Below are 16,017 nucleotides of genomic sequence, written 5' to 3'. Positions count from 1 at the left end.
TTATTCATCCCCCATCAGCATTTGATCAATGGTAGACCCTTGGGTTACCATCGGGTAGACATTCTCGTCTTTCGGGACAACGAATTCTACCAGGACGGGTCCAGGTGTTTCCATAGCTTCTTTCCAGGCGGCGCTGGCTTCTTCCTTGTTCGTTGCCCGCAGGCCCTTCACACCGTAAGCCTCAGCCAGCTTCACAAAGTCCGGGCTGCCGGCCAGATCGGTATAGCTGTAACGCTTCTCATAGATCAGGTTCTGCCACTGACGGACCATTCCGAGCACCTCATTGTTGATTACAACAATTTTGACCGGAATCTTATTGATCGCGCAGATGGCAAGCTCCTGGGAACACATCTGCATCCCGCCGTCACCATTAATGGAGACTACGAGCCGCTGCGGATGGGCCATTTGGGCCCCGATCGCCGACGGGAATCCGAAGCCCATGGTTCCAAGGCCGCCCGAAGTAATCCATGAACGCGGATGGTTGAACTTGTAATATTGAGCAGCCCACATCTGATGCTGGCCTACGTCTGTAGTCACAATCGCTTCGCCATTGGTGGTGTCATTAATCATCTGGATCACCCATTGCGGCTTCAGCTCTGTCTCCGAATCCTTGTACCGGTACGGCTGGTCCAGCTTCCACTGGGCAATCTGTGTTCTCCAGGCATCAGCCTTCGAAGCGCGCTTCACATCCGGGTTCAGCATCTCCAGAACCGTCTTAACATCGCCCACAATGGGAATATTAGTTGCTACATTCTTGCCGATCTCGGCCGGATCAATATCGATATGCACAATCTTCGCTTTGGGAGCGAAGCCGTCCAGCTTGCCGGTTACGCGGTCATCGAACCGGGCACCGATATTAATCAGCAGATCGCATTGCTGAATGGCATTATTGGCGGTGTATGTGCCGTGCATTCCCGGCATTCCCATCCATAAGTCTTCGCCGCTCGGGTAACATCCCAGGCCCAGCAATGTAGTAGTAATTGGAATCTCCGTGCGCTTCACGAATTCATACATGGACTCATGCGCTCCAGAGTAGATAACTCCGCCGCCTGCAATAATAATCGGACGCTCCGCTGCCTCAATCGCCTTCACCAGCTTATCCAACTGCAGCTTATTCGGAACCGTGCGCGGATTGTAACCTCGAAGGTTGACCCCTTGCTGTTCTGCCGGAGTGAACAATGTCATCGCCGCCGATACATCCTTCGGAATATCAATCAGTACCGGACCCTTGCGTCCCGTATTCGCAATATGGAAGGCTTCATGAATAATGCGCGGCAGGTCCTCAACATCCCGTACCAGATAGCTGTGCTTCGTAATCGGCATCGTTATCCCGGTAATATCCGCTTCCTGAAAAGCATCTGTGCCAATCAGGCTGGAGAATACGTTACCGGTAATGACCACCAGCGGAACCGAATCCATAAAAGCTGTAGCGATTCCTGTCACCAGATTGGTTGCCCCCGGGCCTGAAGTGGCAATACATACGCCAACTTTACCGCTCGCTCTGGCGTACCCGTCAGCCGCATGGATCGCTCCCTGCTCATGGCGTGTCAGAATATGATTGAAATCGTCGAATCCATAAAGAGCATCATAGATATAGAGCACAGCACCGCCGGGGTATCCAAATACAGTATCTACACCTTCCAGTACAAGACTGCGCAGGAGGACTTCGGAACCCGAAACCACCTCTGGATTTTTCCATTTCTCACGTAACTGCTCTATCGACCGCACTTCTTCCGGTAATTGCGCGCTCATCAGTATTCCTCCCTTCGATCGTTCACATTCATCCATTAATATTAGCGAACAGGCCGTAAATCCTTCCTATTCAACAAAAAAACCTTTCGCCTCCCACGCGCAGAAGAAGCGCGTGAGGGACGAAAGGTTTAGCTTCCGTGGTACCACCCAAGTTTGCATTACATCTCACGATGCAACGCCTTATCAGGATACAAAAATCCATCGATGTAGGCAGGGCCCAAATCTTTGTAACCTGAAGTCCGTAACGCGGACCAAACGATTCCCCCTAATAATTCCACCGCTCTTGCTGATGGACCTTTCAGGGAAACAGCTCCGAGGTGAGCTCGTATATAAGGGATTCTGGTGGAGGTTGCAGCAGTTCCTCTCACTCTCTGAACAAAAGAGCCCTTAAAACTTCGTCCTCATCATCGCCGATGCATGTATGCTCGTTAAATGTTTAGACACATTATATGATTCCTCACACGGTTAGTCAATACCCATCTGCAGGTTATACATTAAATTCTTCATAAAATGTTGTTCTATTTTTGCCGGAACGCCCACACACCCCCGGGCATATGATGTACGACGATGCGTGGAAAGGGGGCATTTATGATGATTCGTTACCGCAGACCCAGGCAGGATGACACCGTGATATATGACTTGATTGAAAAACAGCTTGTCCCGTTATCCCATCTTCCGCAGACGATTATTAATCAGATCAGGAAGGATTTGCCCCGCCGCCTGGGACAGGGAGTCACACTGGTTGCTTGTCCAGACTACGAAAGCGACCCGGTAGGGTTCGTGCACTTCATGCTGCATGGTGATTTGTTATACATCGATATGCTGGCCATTACACCTGCTGCAAAGCGTAAACGTTACGGAAATATGCTTATGGACAGAGCCGAGCGGTTTGCACTATCCCGTGCATGTCATAGAGCAAAAGTCTCTGTAGATACGGGAAATACCGCCGCTCTTGCCTTTTATGAAAAATTGGGCTACAGCGTAGCCCGTTATCAACCGCAAAACTACTGTTATGAGCTTGAGAAACAGTTCCGCTAATAAGCCTTCAGGCTTCAGGGCTTAAAAGAAGCCGATAGGCGGAATACCGTAACCGGGGCCATATCCCCCGTAAGGACCGGGACGGGGAACAGGACCATAACCATAACCGCCTCCATAAGGGGCGCCTCCATATCCGTAACCTCCGCCATAACCGTAAGGAGCCGTACCAACCGCCAGCAAATCAAACAACACAAGCGGAATCAGTGCCTTGGTTTGCACTTTTTTACCGCTGATACGCTGCAGGATAAGTCGGTTTCCTGATATGCGGACCAATTTCCCCGTCACCCTGGAACCATCCTTTTTTACTGCAACGATATTTTTTCCGATTAGCTTAATCACTTGTTTTTTCGTAACCGGCTGTGCCATAATATCTCTCCTCCTTAAGTTTCTTAATCAGTCTATGCGCCTCCCCCGGTATTTGCCTGTACATCTGCCCGGCTCCGGACTTCAATGTAATCCGCACCTGCTACCCTAAACGTCAAAAAGCGCATTCCCTGAATACGGAAATGCGCTCTTGTGATATTCATTCCTATGGATGGTACGCCTTAATCCTAACGTTTGCTCGGGTCGTACGGTTCACCGAGCGCCTTCGGTGCCGAGGAACGGCCCACTGCGCTCACCAGTACGATAATGGTCAGTACATAAGGAATCATGAAGATGAATTCCTGAGGAATGTTCTTGGACCATTCAAACAATTGCACATAGTTACGGATCGCCTGGGACAAGCCGAAGAATACGGCAGCGCCGAACGCACCCAGCGGATTCCATTTACCGAAGATCATCGCCGCAATGGCAATGAAGCCTTGTCCGGAAATGGTATTATGTGCAAACGTACCTGTAGTGGTCAGAGTAATCGTGGCTCCGCCGATCCCTGCAAGCAGGCCGCTCAGCATTACGCCGATATATCTCATCTTGTTGACATTGACCCCCAGGGTGTCAGCCGCACTCGGATGTTCGCCTACTGCGCGCAGACGCAATCCGAACGGAGTCTTAAACAAGACGAAATAAATGACAATAACCAATATAATCGCCAAGTACGTCGTCGGATAGGAGTTGAATATCCCCTCTCCAATGACCGGAATCTTGGAGAGTCCGGGAACAGGCAGCTTGCTGAAGCCGTCAATCAGCGGGGTCTCACCGGATCCTTCGAAGATTAGCTTAACCATGTAGAGTGTACTGCCTGCAGCAAGGAAGTTAATAACCGTACCACTTATGGTCTGATCCGCCTTGAAGGTGATAGAAGCCACCGCATGAATCAGTGAACCAATCACCCCTACAGCCATCGCACTAAGTACGCCAACCCATGGCGCCCATTCACCCATTCCTGCTTCCTGGGCGTAGTAACCGCCTACTGCTGCCGCAAAGGCACCAAACATCATCAAGCCTTCAAGTCCAATGTTCACGACACCGGATCGTTCAGAGAAGATGCCGCCAAGGGCGGCAAATATTAGCGCCGTGGAGAATACGAGCGTCGTATTGAGCAATTGGCCTAAGATTTCCATCTACAACACCTTCTCTTTCTTGCGCTTGAAGTAAAACGGTTTGAGCACCCAGCGTACAATGCCTTGCGCAGCAATGAAGAATATAATCGAACCGATGACGATACGGATTAGCTCTGGAGGCACATCCGCACCAAAGCTCATTCCGGCAGAACCATACGTCAGTGTACCGTATAGAATAGCTGCCAGAATAACACCCAGCGGGTGGGTCAGTCCGAGCAGAGCAACAGCGATACCGTCAAATCCATAGCCTGGTGAAGCTGCAAATACCGATTGATAATGGAATACACCCAGTACTTCGCCCGCGCCTGCGAGTCCGGCGAACACGCCGCTGATGAACATCGCTTTGACCACGTTGCGTCCGACATTCATCCCTGCATATTCTGCAGCATGCGGGTTCAGACCCACAGCCCGCATCTCGTAGCCCTGCTTGGTCTTCCACAGATAGACATAGAAGAAGGTCGCAGCCGCAAGGGCAATCACCGTCCCCCAGTGCAGCCGGGCATTATCAAAGGTGGAGAACAGGAAGGTCATGGAGAGAGAAGCCGGATTATCCTCCGACCGGTTCTGCCCTTCTAACAGCAAGAACGTCCGGACAATATAGTTCGACAGGAACAATGCAATCCAGTTCAACATGATCGTTGTAATAACTTCATTAATGCCGCGCTTAGCCTTCAGATATCCGGCAATACCGGCCCACAGTCCGCCGCATACACCAGCTGCAATCACCGCTAGCGGCACTAATAGGAAGGTTGGCAATACCCCGCCAAGCTTGATACCGACAACAGATGCAGCCGTCATGCCGATCATTACCTGCCCATCCGCACCAATGTTAAACATTCCTGAACGGAAGGCGAAGGCTACGGCCAGACCTGTCAGCATCAGCGGAGTCATCTCACGTACAGCCTCACCGAAATCATACGGGCTGCCGAACACACGCTTGAAGAGCGCGGAGTAAGCCGCTATAGGGTCATAACCGCCAATGAGCATAACAACAGCCCCGACAAGAAAGCCCAGCAGAATGGCTACAAGCGGAACAATATAGCTGTCTGTTGCGAATATTTTCCGGATTCTAGACATCCGCATGACCTCCCCGCTTCAGACTGCCCGCCATCATCAGACCCAGTTCCTGGTCATTCGTATCCTGCGGGAATACTTCTCCGACAATCTGCCCTTCATAAATAACAGCAATCCGGTCGGACACATTCATAATTTCATCCAGCTCAAAAGAAATCAGCAATACAGCTTTGCCTTGATCACGCTGGGCAATCAGCTGCTTCTGTACAAACTCTATCGCCCCGACATCAAGACCACGGGTAGGCTGTGCAGCAATCAGCAGAGTCGGATTCTTGTCTATTTCCCGCGCAATAATCGCTTTTTGTTGATTACCGCCGGATAATGAACGCGCCTTGTTCTCAATGGATGGTGTACGCACATCGAACTGCTTCACCAGATCCTCTGCATGCCGGTTAATCACATCCTTGTTCAGGAATCCGTTCTGATTATACGGGCTCATATAATACGTTTCCAGAACCATATTCTCGCTGACCGTGAAGTCCAGCACCAGACCATGCTTGTGACGGTCCTCCGGAATATGGGAGACATTCATTTCAGATACCTTGCGCGGCGACAGATTGGCAATCTCCTTACCCGAGACCTTGATCGAGCCGGAATCAATCTTACGCAGCCCGGTAATCGCCTGAATCAGCTCACTCTGGCCGTTCCCGTCCACTCCGGCAATCCCCAGAATCTCACCTGCCTTCACTTCAAAGCTCAGGTCGTTCAGTACAGAGACGCCATCCTTACTTTTACTGTGGACACCTGACAGCTTCAGAATACTATCGCCAATATGAGCTGGCTGCTTGTCCACTTTGAACGTGACTCCGCGTCCAACCATTTTCTCCGCCAGCTCATTAGGATTGGTCTCGGAGGTCTTCACCGTATCAATCACTTTACCGCGCCGGATAATGGTTACACGATCGGAAATCTGCATAATTTCCTTCAGCTTATGTGTGATAAGAATAATGGACTTGCCTTCTGCAACGAGCCGCTTCATAATCGCCATCAATTCCGTAATTTCCTGCGGCGTTAGTACAGCGGTAGGCTCGTCGAATATAAGTATATCCGCTCCGCGGTACAGGGTTTTCATAATTTCTACCCGTTGCTGCATGCCCACCGAAATGTCATGAATTTTGGCATTCGGATTGACTTGAAGACCGTATTGCTCCGATAGCTTACGAACCTGCTCCGCAGCGGATTTATAGTCGATTTTAAGACCTTTTTTCGGCTCCATCCCCAGAACAATGTTCTCGGTAACCGTAAAGGGATCTACAAGCTTGAAATGTTGGTGAACCATACCAATGCCAAGCTCAATAGCTTTATTGGGGTTATCAATAATAACCGGTTTCCCGTCGATTTCGATGCTGCCTTCATCGGGCTGGTACAGTCCGAATACGATATTCATCAAGGTCGATTTGCCTGCCCCGTTCTCACCCAGCAGCGCATGGATCTCCCCCTTTTCCAGCGTCAGACTAATAGAGTCGTTCGCAACGATACCGGGAAAGCGTTTTGTGATTTGCTTCAACTCTACGACAGGAGCCGCAGCACTCATGGAATCACCCTCATCACAGAATATATAATTTTCGCCTTAAAGACACGGCTGTACCGCCCCAAACAGGACGGTACAGTTGTGATTGTCTATAACAGATGTTGTAACAGGGAACAAGGCCAGCACATAGACCGGCCCTGCTTCTGCGTTATGTTAGATCCAGTAAAGGTGAGACATTGAATTATTTGGAAGGAACAACGATTGTTCCATCAACGATTTTCTTGCTGTACTCATCAACCTTCGCCAGAATATCAGCACTAACGTTAGCCTTGGAAGTCTCAGGAAGGCCTACACCGTTGTCTTTCAGACTAAGAACAGTGATAGTACCGCCCTTGAAGGTTCCGTCAACCACCTGCTGGGAGACTTTCTTAACTGCTTCGTCTACACGCTTGATCATGGAAGTCAGAGTTACGTCATCGCCAAATTCCAGGGATTGGTCTTTGTCTACGCCGATAACCCATACTTTAGTACCACCGGCTTTGTTGCGGGATTTAGCTTCATTGAACACGCCGTTGCCTGTTGCGCCAGCAGCCGGGAAGATGATGTCGTTACCGGCATCGTACAGAGTAGCAGCCAATGATTTACCAGTATCCGGCTTGTCATAAGCACCTGCATAAGTGATCTTCACTTCTGCCTTAGGGTTAACAGCTTCTACGCCGGCTTTGAAGCCCACTTCGAAACGTTTGATAACCGGGCTTTCCATACCGCCGATGAAACCGACTTTGTTGGTTTTGGTTGTCAGGCCTGCAACAACACCTACCAGGAAGGAACCTTCATTCTCAGCAAAGGTTACAGATTCAACGTTCGGAGCATCTACTACGCTGTCGATGATCGCCAGGTTAGCATTAGGGTTCTCTTTGGCAACCTTCAGTACAGCATCACCAAGGTCGAAACCGATCCCCCAAGTCAGATCATAGCCGCCTTTAACGAATTGGTTAAGGTTAGGCTCATAATCTGCATTGGATTTACTTTGCAGGTATTTAATATCAGCTCCAGCATCTTTCTTAAGAGACTCCAGTGCTTCCCATGCGGATTGGTTAAAGGATTTGTCATTAACACCGCCTACGTCAGTTACGAGGCCTAGCTTGACAGCCTTAGGAGCCTCAGTTGTTGCTGGTGCTTCTGTTGCCGCTGCGTCAGATGGTGCAGTAGTCGCTGTTCCGGCGTTACCGGAGTTAGCGCTGTTATTGTTACCGCATCCTGCCAAAATGACAGTGAAGGCCATAACCATAACCAAAGATAGTTGGTAAAACTTCTTCATCGAAAGTGATCCCCCTTAGAAAATTGGATGTCTTCTGTGTTCTGCTTGGACATACCATTAGTACAAATTATACCTGCAAAAAAAGCTAAAATCCAGTCTATTAATGACCTCAGGTCAATAATAATTTGCATTTTTCAACAAGAAATCGCTTACCTTGACATGTCGCGTAATCTCTATGTCCATTCAATGTTAGAAAACCTCAAAATGTATCTCCTGGCTCCAAGGCATTAACATTATTATTGCACAGGGACGGCTTTTCTATTATCATGTATGATTACATATTGTACGCAAAGGGAGTTACTGAAAAATGGAACAAGAACACACACCACAAGCTGCACCAGACTTCAAATACTGTCATGAGTCCCGCGTATTCAAAACCGGCCGTGTCTTCCCGAATGATGTGAACAATCACAAAACGTTGTTCGGCGGCAAATTGATGAGCACGATTGACGAAGTGGCCTCCATCTCGGCTATGCGCCATTGCCGTGTCAACGTGGTGACCGCCTCCGCTGACTCTGTAGACTTTCTTCTGCCGATCCGGCCAACGGATTCCGTCTGCTTCGAATCCTTCGTCTCCTGGACCGGACGCACCAGCATCGAGGTATTCGTTAAGATCATCTCAGAGAATCTGTACACAGGCGAACGCGCGGTTGCCGCCACATCCTTCCTGACCTTCGTCGCCGTCAATGAAGACGGTTCTACGTGTCCTGTACCGGCTGTCGTTGCCCAGACGGATGAAGAGAAGCTGATCTGCCAGTCTGCCGACGAACGTTCAGCACTGCGCAAGCTGCGGCGCGCCAGCAGCAAGAAGCTGGCTTCTCTGCTCGGAACAACAAAATACTGGGAATAGCAAACCCCAGCACAACTGGCTCCAGAAGGGCAACGTGCAACATACCCGTCCATTCTCACCGCGCAAAAAAGCACCGTCACACGGGAAACTCCCGCAGGCGGTGCTTTTCGATTTCTATCGTCTTACGCGTTGATCTTCTCTTTGGCCACAACAGCCAGGGAGTTGAATGCGTTCAGATCGTTTACTGCCAGATCAGCCAGCATCTTACGGTTAACTTCTACACCAGCGAGTTTCAGGCCGTATACAAGCTTGCTATAAGAAAGACCGTTCAAACGAGCTGCTGCATTGATACGAACGATCCACAGTCTGCGGAAGTTACGTTTGGTCTGACGACGGTCACGGTAAGCGTAAACCATCGACTTCATTACTTGCTCTTTAGCTGTTTTGAAAATGCGGTGCTTGGAACCGAAATAACCCTTTGCCAGCTTCAATACTTTTTTATGTCTACGACGAACTACAAATCCGCCCTTAACTCTTGCCATATTAATAAACCTCCCAAAAATGTGTGATTAACTATTTCAAGTTAGCGAGTCCTTGTTTCAAACGTCTTACATCCCCAGGGGCCATTACCGGATTGCCGTTCAATACGCGTTTTGCGCGTTTCGATTTGTGGGACAGCAAGTGGTTCTTGTGGGCTTTGTAACGCAATACTTTACCAGTTCCAGTGATCTTGAAGCGGCCTTTCAGGCTGCTATGTGTTTTCATTTTAGGCATGGTGTTTCCTCCTTGAATATTATGCGGCGCCAAATTGCTGTGCAAATGACTCCAGGATTATTGGGCTTTTGGAGCCAAAATCATAATCATGCTGCGGCCTTCCAGCTTGGGATGGCGCTCAACAACAGCAATTTCTTCCACTTCGTTCTTCACGCGCTCCAGGATTTTCTGGCCGATACTAGCGTGGGTAATCTCACGTCCGCGGAAACGAACGGAGCACTTCACTTTATCGCCTTCACCCAGGAACTTGATCACATTGCGGAACTTGGTCTGATAATCATGTTCCTCAATGTTTGCACGGAACCAGACTTCCTTGAGATCCACGATCTTCTGGTTCTTGCGGGCTTCCTTCTCTTTCTTCTGCGTTTCATAACGGAACTTGCCGTAATCCATGATGCGGCATACCGGCGGCTTCGCCTGCGGTGCTACGTTGACTAAATCCAGATTAAGATCGATCGCCATCTGTAACGCCTCGCGGATCGGCTTGATCCCGATTTGTTCACCCTCTGCTCCGACCAGCCGAACCTCTTTGGCACGAATTTCATCATTGATCATATGTTCCTTACTGATAATACTCCACCTCCGGATTTCTTTGGGAAATATATTGCGGTTCTCCATAAAAAAGGGATGCCGGTAATTCCCCGACACCCCGTTTGATCAACGTTCATGAATTATAACCATTCATAAAGCATTGAGATCAAAACCAGACGGCAATTTAGCCGTTCAGGTGAGAAGCCGGTGCTTCTGCTTGCAATCCCTATGTTTTGCATACTTGAATACTATACAACATCATGCAGAAGGTGTCAACACCTTCTGCAACAATTATATTCACGCACGAACCTACGAGACCTGCTTGCTCTGCACCTCTTCAAGCCGCACTACGCGTGTATGCTTGGTATGGCTCCACTGCTTGTTGTTCTGCGTGAAGAACGCGTAGAACGTAATGGGATACCACGAGAGCAGGTAGACCGGGAAGACCAGCAGGTACAGATAGACCTTCTTGAACTTCACCCGCTCCAGCACCATCGCCAGCAGGAAGGTCAAAATATTGGCGCCGACGGCAAGGTAACCCAGCCAGAGCGGCAGATGGCCATAAATATTGGCGATATTCGGACCATCGAATAATACGTTGTCTACAAACATTACGGCAGTCATCAGGAACGTAAGCAGCACAATATATACGTTCGCCCCATAGAGCGCCAGGTCGAACTTGGTCAGGCTGCGTTCCTTGATCCCCTGCCACAGCAAAGGGAAGAAGTAACGGCGGGCCACGGTGAAGTGCCCCTGCATCCAGCGCAGACGCTGTCTGGAGGAAGCCTTGAACGTAAGCGGCTTCTCATCAAACACTTTGGCGTCATAATTAAATCTTGGATACACGCCCTTAGAGGCGCTGCGCATCGTGAATTCCAAATCCTCAACCAGACTGGTTGCGCCCCAGCCCATTTCCTTGAGCAGGTTCGTCTCGAAGCACATTCCGGTTCCGCCGAGGAAATTGGCCATCTTCAGATTATGGCGAGACAGCTGCCAGAGCCGGTTGATATACCAGTAGGATACGCCGTAAGCAGCAGTGATCCAGGAATCCTCCGGATTCTTGGTATCAATATACCCTTGAATGACGCGTCCGCCTGAACACAGATCATTGTTCATCTCTGTCAGGAATTCCGTGTGCGCCAGATTATCGGCATCGAACATTACGACAGCGTCATATTGGCGCGGCAATGCCCACAGCTCCTTCAGCATCCACTCAATCGCATAGCCTTTACCGCGCAGGTTCGCATTGGTACGGACACAGGCATTCATGCCGTGCTCCCGGACGATTGCAGCTGTACTGTCTGTACAATTGTCACAGATAACAAATACATCGTACAGTTCCTGGGGATAATTAAGCTGCTTGAGATTCTCCATCAGTGCGCCGACCACTTCTTCTTCGTTGTGCGCAGCAACCAGTACGGCAAATGACTTTTGCGGCGCATGATTAACCTTGTTCTTCTTCTTGCGCAGTCCAAACAGTGAAAATCCAAACTGATAAACTGCAATTGCTGCCAAGATCACTTGGAGCGTAACAAACAGTGCGTCTGTCATGATCTTTTGATGCCCCCTTTTTCCGAGTCTACAAGTCTAGATGTTCTTTGTCTCTCTCTCTGCTTGTTAACGTTCTATCTGACCCTTTTGTTGCATCCCTTACAGTAGACTAGAATGTTCCCTTTATCGGGCAGGATTCCCAGTGGGTTATGTCCCGTTCCAGAAGATATGAATATGGATTCCGCCTGACTGATCGGCTCCTTATTTCTCTGTTACCTTATAAACGGGATCTTCCTGCTTGAATCATTGTAAGTCGTAAGGGCCTCCGAAGTCAAAAGAGACATTTTTCGAGCGGACCCGAGCTTTTTCTTGAACGGACAACCTTAAAAACGTATGATAAAGACAGCTTCAGGACATAGAGCCTGCTGCTTAAGCTGCGCCAGATCTCTTTAGCCGGACTATTCGGAGGGACAAGATATGAGACCTTTATTTAAGAAACTGCATCTCTTGGAGCAGCGCCTTTTTCAATGGATCAACGGACGGATGCACAATTCTTTTCTGAACTTCTGGCTCTATTACCTCACTCATCTCGGAGGTGCGACAAGCGCCATTGGCATCAATGTTCTGATCTGGGCACTGTGCCCGCAGCCTTGGAGAACAACAGGACTGCAAGCGCTCACCGCACTGGCTGTAAGCCATGTGCCCGTAGCCGTCGCCAAAAAGCTGTACCCGCGTATGCGTCCTTATCTGACCTTGCCGGACACCCATACTTTTCGTAATCCGCTTAAGGACCATTCTTTTCCTTCAGGCCATACGACCGCTATCTTCGCCTCAACGGTTCCTTATATGATAGCCTACCCTGTCCTGACCGCAATCCTGCTTCCGCTGGCCTGCACGGTCGGCTTCTCCCGGATCTATCTCGGACTGCATTATCCTTCGGACGTCTTGGCAGGCGCAGTCATCGGCTCAGGTGTCGCAGCCGGTACGCTTGCACTGTGGGTATGATGCCGGGCATTCAATCGTCTTACCACACTTGCCCTGCACCGCCTATTTTATACTCTTACGCCAAATATTGCGAAGCCGCTACAGCGTCTACGGATTCAACGCTGCAAGGTGCCCGGAGTATGACCGGCAGGCTGAACAAAGAAGAAGCCGGAATGACGTAAAAGGCAGTTCAGGGCCAAGCCCCGGACTGCCTTTTACTGTGATATCCCTTATCTGTCCGTTGTCTGGGGGCAGAAACCTTCCGCTGGCTTAAAGACGGTATTTATCCAGACGGGTAGCCTGGTACTGCTTCAGCGCTTCTTCCCCAACAATGGCTTCGCAGCGGTGAATGTTCACGCCGCGTCCATAGAATTTGGTCTCGTATTCCGTCATCACATGCTCTTCGTTGATCACGCCGCCCTCATGCAGGTCCAGAGAGATGTTCTTCATCTGCAGGCCATAGTCGGCAAACGCGTTGAGCGAGAATTCGAACAGGCTCCGGGAATCCGTCTTCAAATGAATCTCGCCAAGCGGGCTAAGCAGACCGCGGTATTTGTCGAGAAAACGCGGATGGGTCAGACGGCGGCGGGCATGCTTGCTCTTCGGCCAAGGATCGCTGAAATTCAGATAGATCCGCTCCAGCTCGCCCGGAGCGAACACTTCCTCCGCATAATCAATATTGGCAAGCGCCACTCTGACGTTCGGCGGTGTCTCTTCGCCTGCCGGCTCCCATACATTTCTGGCCTTCTCGGCGGCACGCCGCACCAGTTCATCGTACATATCAACGCCGATAAAATTAATATCCGGATATTTGAAGCTCATTTGACTGATAAACTGCCCTTTGCCCATTCCGAATTCCACATGAATCGGATGGTCATTGCCGAACAATTCGGACCACCGGCCCTTCAGGCTGCGTGGTTCCAGGATGACCAGATCGGTCTGCTCCTCAAGACTTTCACGTATTCCTTTTCTTCCGCGTAAACGCATAGGTACTCCTCCGCTTATCTCTTATTGCCTTATCTGTGAATAGGATAACTGCCACTTGCAATATTGTGCCGAACTTACCGGCAAAAGTAAAGAGGTTTAAGCAGGAAGCCCTTATTAGGTGGGCAGACATGTTCAGATCATCGCGCGCAAAAAGAAAAAAAGGGATCCCGGCCGGTCTGAATGACCGGACGAAATCCCTTTATTGGTGTATTTTGAAATATGATCCGCCTTATTATCACGGTATCCTATCTATTTGGCCGGGGAATTGAACTCAAACGTCTTCTCGAATGCACTGCGGATCTTGCGCTGCGCTTCGGTCTTGATCTTGTGGTTGCCGTTAAATTCCACGCCTGTCAGGGCGAGAGCTTCGTCGGGAGTCAGCTGCACATCAATCGAACCTTTGTTATCAGCATATACCGTTTGAGAATTCATCGTTATCACCTCTAAGGTTTATTATGGACCGGACGACACGAAATTATGAATTCAAGCATGTGATTGTGGTTGCTGCAGCGGCTTTTTTTACTCTTTAAATATAACACATTATGTAAGCATTTTCAAGCGAATTCCCGTTGATCCGCAGCCTATTTTCAGCTTTATTTTCGGCGGAATTCCGGGTGGGATTGTTACGTTCATCCTGGATTTTTGATACAATGGGAAGGTTAATGAAAGGAGCTGCACATGTCTAATCTTCTACAGACCTCCTCTCCGCTGCTGTGGGGGGACAAACGGTTCCATACCTGGAACTATGAAATGCGCGAGCAGATGGATACCAAGGTGTTCAAGGTCATGCTCGATGCGGGCTTCACCTGTCCGAACCGTGACGGTTCCATTGCCAAAGGAGGCTGTACCTTCTGCAGCGCCAGAGGGTCAGGCGATTTCGCCGGGAGCCGCCGGAATGACCTGGTCACCCAATTCAATGATATCCGCGACCGCCAGCATCTGAAGTGGCCAAACGCCAAGTATATCGGCTATTTCCAGGCTTATACCAATACGTATGCTCCGGTAGAGGAGCTGAGGGAATATTATGAAGTCATCCTGCAGCAGCCGGGGGTCGTCGGCCTGGCTATTGCCACCCGCCCGGACTGCCTCCCGGATGATGTTGTGGAGTATCTGGCCGAGCTGAACCAGCGCACCTATCTATGGGTTGAAATGGGGCTCCAGACCATTCACCAGTCCACTTCCGATCTGATCAACCGGGCGCATGATTCGGCCTGTTATACGGAAGCTGTTGCCAAGCTGCGTCGTCACGGCATCCGGGTGTGCACCCACATCATTCACGGACTCCCGCAGGAAACGCATGAAATGATGCTGGAGACCGTATCGGCTGTAGCCCATATGGGCGTGCAGGGGATCAAAATTCACCTGCTCCACCTCATGCGCAAAACGCCGATGGTGAAGCAGTATGAAGCCGGCCTGCTGCGGTTTCTGGAGCAGGATGAATATGTGAAGCTGATTGCCGATTCACTGGAAATCCTGCCGCCGGACATGATTGTCCACCGGCTGACCGGCGACGCCCCGCGCGAGGCTCTGATCGGCCCGATGTGGAGCCTCAAAAAATGGGAAGTGCTCAACGCCATTGATCATGAGCTGACCGCCCGCGATACCTGGCAGGGTAAGTATTGGAGGAAGGGCTAATGGGCTTCATGTCCGTCCTTAGCTTCGCCCACAAACTGACCGGGGAGCGGCTGTCTCCCGGCGGCCTGGCTATTGACGCCACTGTGGGCGCAGGTGCCGACACCCTGTTCCTCGCCAGGGCGGCCGGGCCGCGCGGCGCGGTCTACGGCTTCGACATCCAGCACGCGGCGCTGGCTCTCGCCGGAGAGCGCCTGCGGCTGGCCCGGGAGGAAGCGCCTGCTGCGCTGGCTCCCGTAACGCTGCTGCAGCAGAGCCATGCAGCTATGGCTGAAGCCGTTCCGCCCGCTTGGCGCGGGGCGGTCTCGGCGGTGATGTTCAACCTCGGCTATCTGCCTGCGGGCGATGCCGATAAGAGTATCATCACCGAGCCGCAGAGCACGCTGGCCGCGCTGGAGGCGGCGCTCCTGCTGCTGCGCCCGGGCGGGATCATCACGGCCGTGCTGTATCCCGGCCACGAAGGCGGCGGCCGCGAAGCCGCCGCTGTCGAAGCCTGGGCCGCCGGACTGGCCCAGCCGGAGGCGCAGACCATCGTGTACCGGCAGCTTCAGCGCGAGTCTGCCCCTTATGTTATCGCTGTGGAGAAGAAAAAGGGAGCCGTTCACTGAACGCGGCATTGCAGGTCCACAGGAAGATGAAGTGCGCCTTGCTTTTCTCCGCTTCCCCGGAC

Annotated in this window: 17 protein-coding genes; 5 read left to right on the top strand and 12 right to left on the bottom strand. The window is 50.8% G+C overall.

From position 1 onward, the window contains the following. Positions 1-1,752, bottom strand: a complete 1,752-nt coding sequence (ilvB, locus tag HQN87_RS08060) for a biosynthetic-type acetolactate synthase large subunit (RefSeq protein ID WP_173130443.1) — start codon at positions 1,750-1,752, stop codon at positions 1-3. A gap of 591 nt (positions 1,753-2,343) precedes the next feature. On the opposite strand from ilvB, the gene HQN87_RS08055 reads away from it, so the two are divergent. Further along, complete coding sequence (locus HQN87_RS08055; RefSeq protein ID WP_173131364.1) at positions 2,344-2,790, top strand: GNAT family N-acetyltransferase; 447 nt, start codon at positions 2,344-2,346, stop codon at positions 2,788-2,790. Between the two features lie 21 nt (positions 2,791-2,811). On the opposite strand, the gene HQN87_RS08050 is transcribed toward HQN87_RS08055, so the two are convergent. From HQN87_RS08050 to HQN87_RS08030, 5 genes are all read right to left on the bottom strand, one after another. After that, complete coding sequence (locus HQN87_RS08050) at positions 2,812-3,156, bottom strand: hypothetical protein (RefSeq protein WP_173130441.1); 345 nt, start codon at positions 3,154-3,156, stop codon at positions 2,812-2,814. A 185-nt stretch (positions 3,157-3,341) separates the two neighbouring features. Then, on the bottom strand, positions 3,342-4,292 hold the full coding sequence (locus tag HQN87_RS08045) for an ABC transporter permease (RefSeq protein WP_173130439.1): 951 nt from the start codon (positions 4,290-4,292) through the stop codon (positions 3,342-3,344). Continuing rightward, on the bottom strand, positions 4,293-5,369 hold the full coding sequence (locus HQN87_RS08040) for an ABC transporter permease (RefSeq protein WP_173130437.1): 1,077 nt from the start codon (positions 5,367-5,369) through the stop codon (positions 4,293-4,295). It lies immediately after the preceding gene. Beyond that, a complete protein-coding gene (locus tag HQN87_RS08035) occupies positions 5,362-6,900 on the bottom strand; it encodes an ABC transporter ATP-binding protein (protein ID WP_173130435.1) in 1,539 nt (512 codons plus the stop codon). Before HQN87_RS08035 ends, HQN87_RS08040 begins: the two co-directional genes overlap by 8 nt. A 178-nt stretch (positions 6,901-7,078) precedes the next feature. After that, positions 7,079-8,158 carry a BMP family lipoprotein gene (locus HQN87_RS08030; RefSeq protein WP_173130433.1) on the bottom strand — a complete coding sequence of 360 codons (1,080 nt, stop codon included), beginning with the start codon at positions 8,156-8,158 and terminating at the stop codon, positions 7,079-7,081. 307 nt (positions 8,159-8,465) lie between these two features. On the opposite strand from HQN87_RS08030, the gene HQN87_RS08025 reads away from it, so the two are divergent. Then, complete coding sequence (locus HQN87_RS08025) at positions 8,466-9,008, top strand: acyl-CoA thioesterase (protein ID WP_173130431.1); 543 nt, start codon at positions 8,466-8,468, stop codon at positions 9,006-9,008. Between the two features lie 122 nt (positions 9,009-9,130). Here the strand turns inward: HQN87_RS08025 and rplT are convergent, their stop codons facing one another. From rplT to HQN87_RS08005, 4 genes are all read right to left on the bottom strand, one after another. Continuing rightward, complete coding sequence (rplT, locus tag HQN87_RS08020; RefSeq protein ID WP_036649386.1) at positions 9,131-9,490, bottom strand: 50S ribosomal protein L20; 360 nt, start codon at positions 9,488-9,490, stop codon at positions 9,131-9,133. Between the two features lie 31 nt (positions 9,491-9,521). Continuing rightward, positions 9,522-9,722 carry a 50S ribosomal protein L35 gene (gene rpmI / locus HQN87_RS08015; RefSeq protein WP_036696104.1) on the bottom strand — a complete coding sequence of 67 codons (201 nt, stop codon included), beginning with the start codon at positions 9,720-9,722 and terminating at the stop codon, positions 9,522-9,524. Between the two features lie 57 nt (positions 9,723-9,779). Then, a complete protein-coding gene (gene infC, locus HQN87_RS08010) occupies positions 9,780-10,277 on the bottom strand; it encodes a translation initiation factor IF-3 (RefSeq protein ID WP_173130428.1) in 498 nt (165 codons plus the stop codon). A 285-nt stretch (positions 10,278-10,562) separates the two neighbouring features. Next, positions 10,563-11,804 (bottom strand): glycosyltransferase family 2 protein, encoded by a 1,242-nt coding sequence (locus HQN87_RS08005; protein ID WP_173130425.1) that lies wholly within the window; start codon positions 11,802-11,804, stop codon positions 10,563-10,565. A gap of 417 nt (positions 11,805-12,221) precedes the next feature. Between HQN87_RS08005 and HQN87_RS08000 the strand changes: the two genes are divergently transcribed. Further along, a complete protein-coding gene (locus HQN87_RS08000) occupies positions 12,222-12,749 on the top strand; it encodes a phosphatase PAP2 family protein (RefSeq protein ID WP_173130422.1) in 528 nt (175 codons plus the stop codon). Between the two features lie 249 nt (positions 12,750-12,998). Here HQN87_RS08000 and trmB read toward each other — a convergent pair whose 3' ends face one another. After that, a complete protein-coding gene (trmB, locus tag HQN87_RS07995) occupies positions 12,999-13,715 on the bottom strand; it encodes a tRNA (guanosine(46)-N7)-methyltransferase TrmB (RefSeq protein ID WP_173130419.1) in 717 nt (238 codons plus the stop codon). A 249-nt stretch (positions 13,716-13,964) separates the two neighbouring features. After that, on the bottom strand, positions 13,965-14,147 hold the full coding sequence (locus HQN87_RS07990) for a hypothetical protein (protein WP_173130416.1): 183 nt from the start codon (positions 14,145-14,147) through the stop codon (positions 13,965-13,967). A gap of 246 nt (positions 14,148-14,393) precedes the next feature. Here HQN87_RS07990 and mnmL point away from each other — a divergent pair, with 246 nt between their 5' ends. Continuing rightward, entirely contained in the window at positions 14,394-15,350 is a 957-nt protein-coding gene (gene mnmL / locus HQN87_RS07985; RefSeq protein WP_173130413.1) for a tRNA modification radical SAM protein MnmL/YtqA, read from the top strand. Continuing rightward, complete coding sequence (gene mnmM / locus HQN87_RS07980; RefSeq protein WP_173130410.1) at positions 15,350-15,955, top strand: tRNA 5-(aminomethyl)-2-thiouridylate-methyltransferase MnmM; 606 nt, start codon at positions 15,350-15,352, stop codon at positions 15,953-15,955. The genes mnmL and mnmM overlap by 1 nt, the downstream gene beginning before the upstream one ends. Positions 15,956-16,017 lie beyond the last annotated feature (62 nt).

It is taken from the genome of Paenibacillus tritici (genome assembly GCF_013204885.1).
Taxonomy (GTDB): Bacteria; Bacillota; Bacilli; order Paenibacillales; family Paenibacillaceae; genus Paenibacillus_AQ; species Paenibacillus_AQ tritici.
Note: the sequence above shows the minus strand (reverse complement) of the source record. Positions and strands in the feature narration are given on the sequence as shown.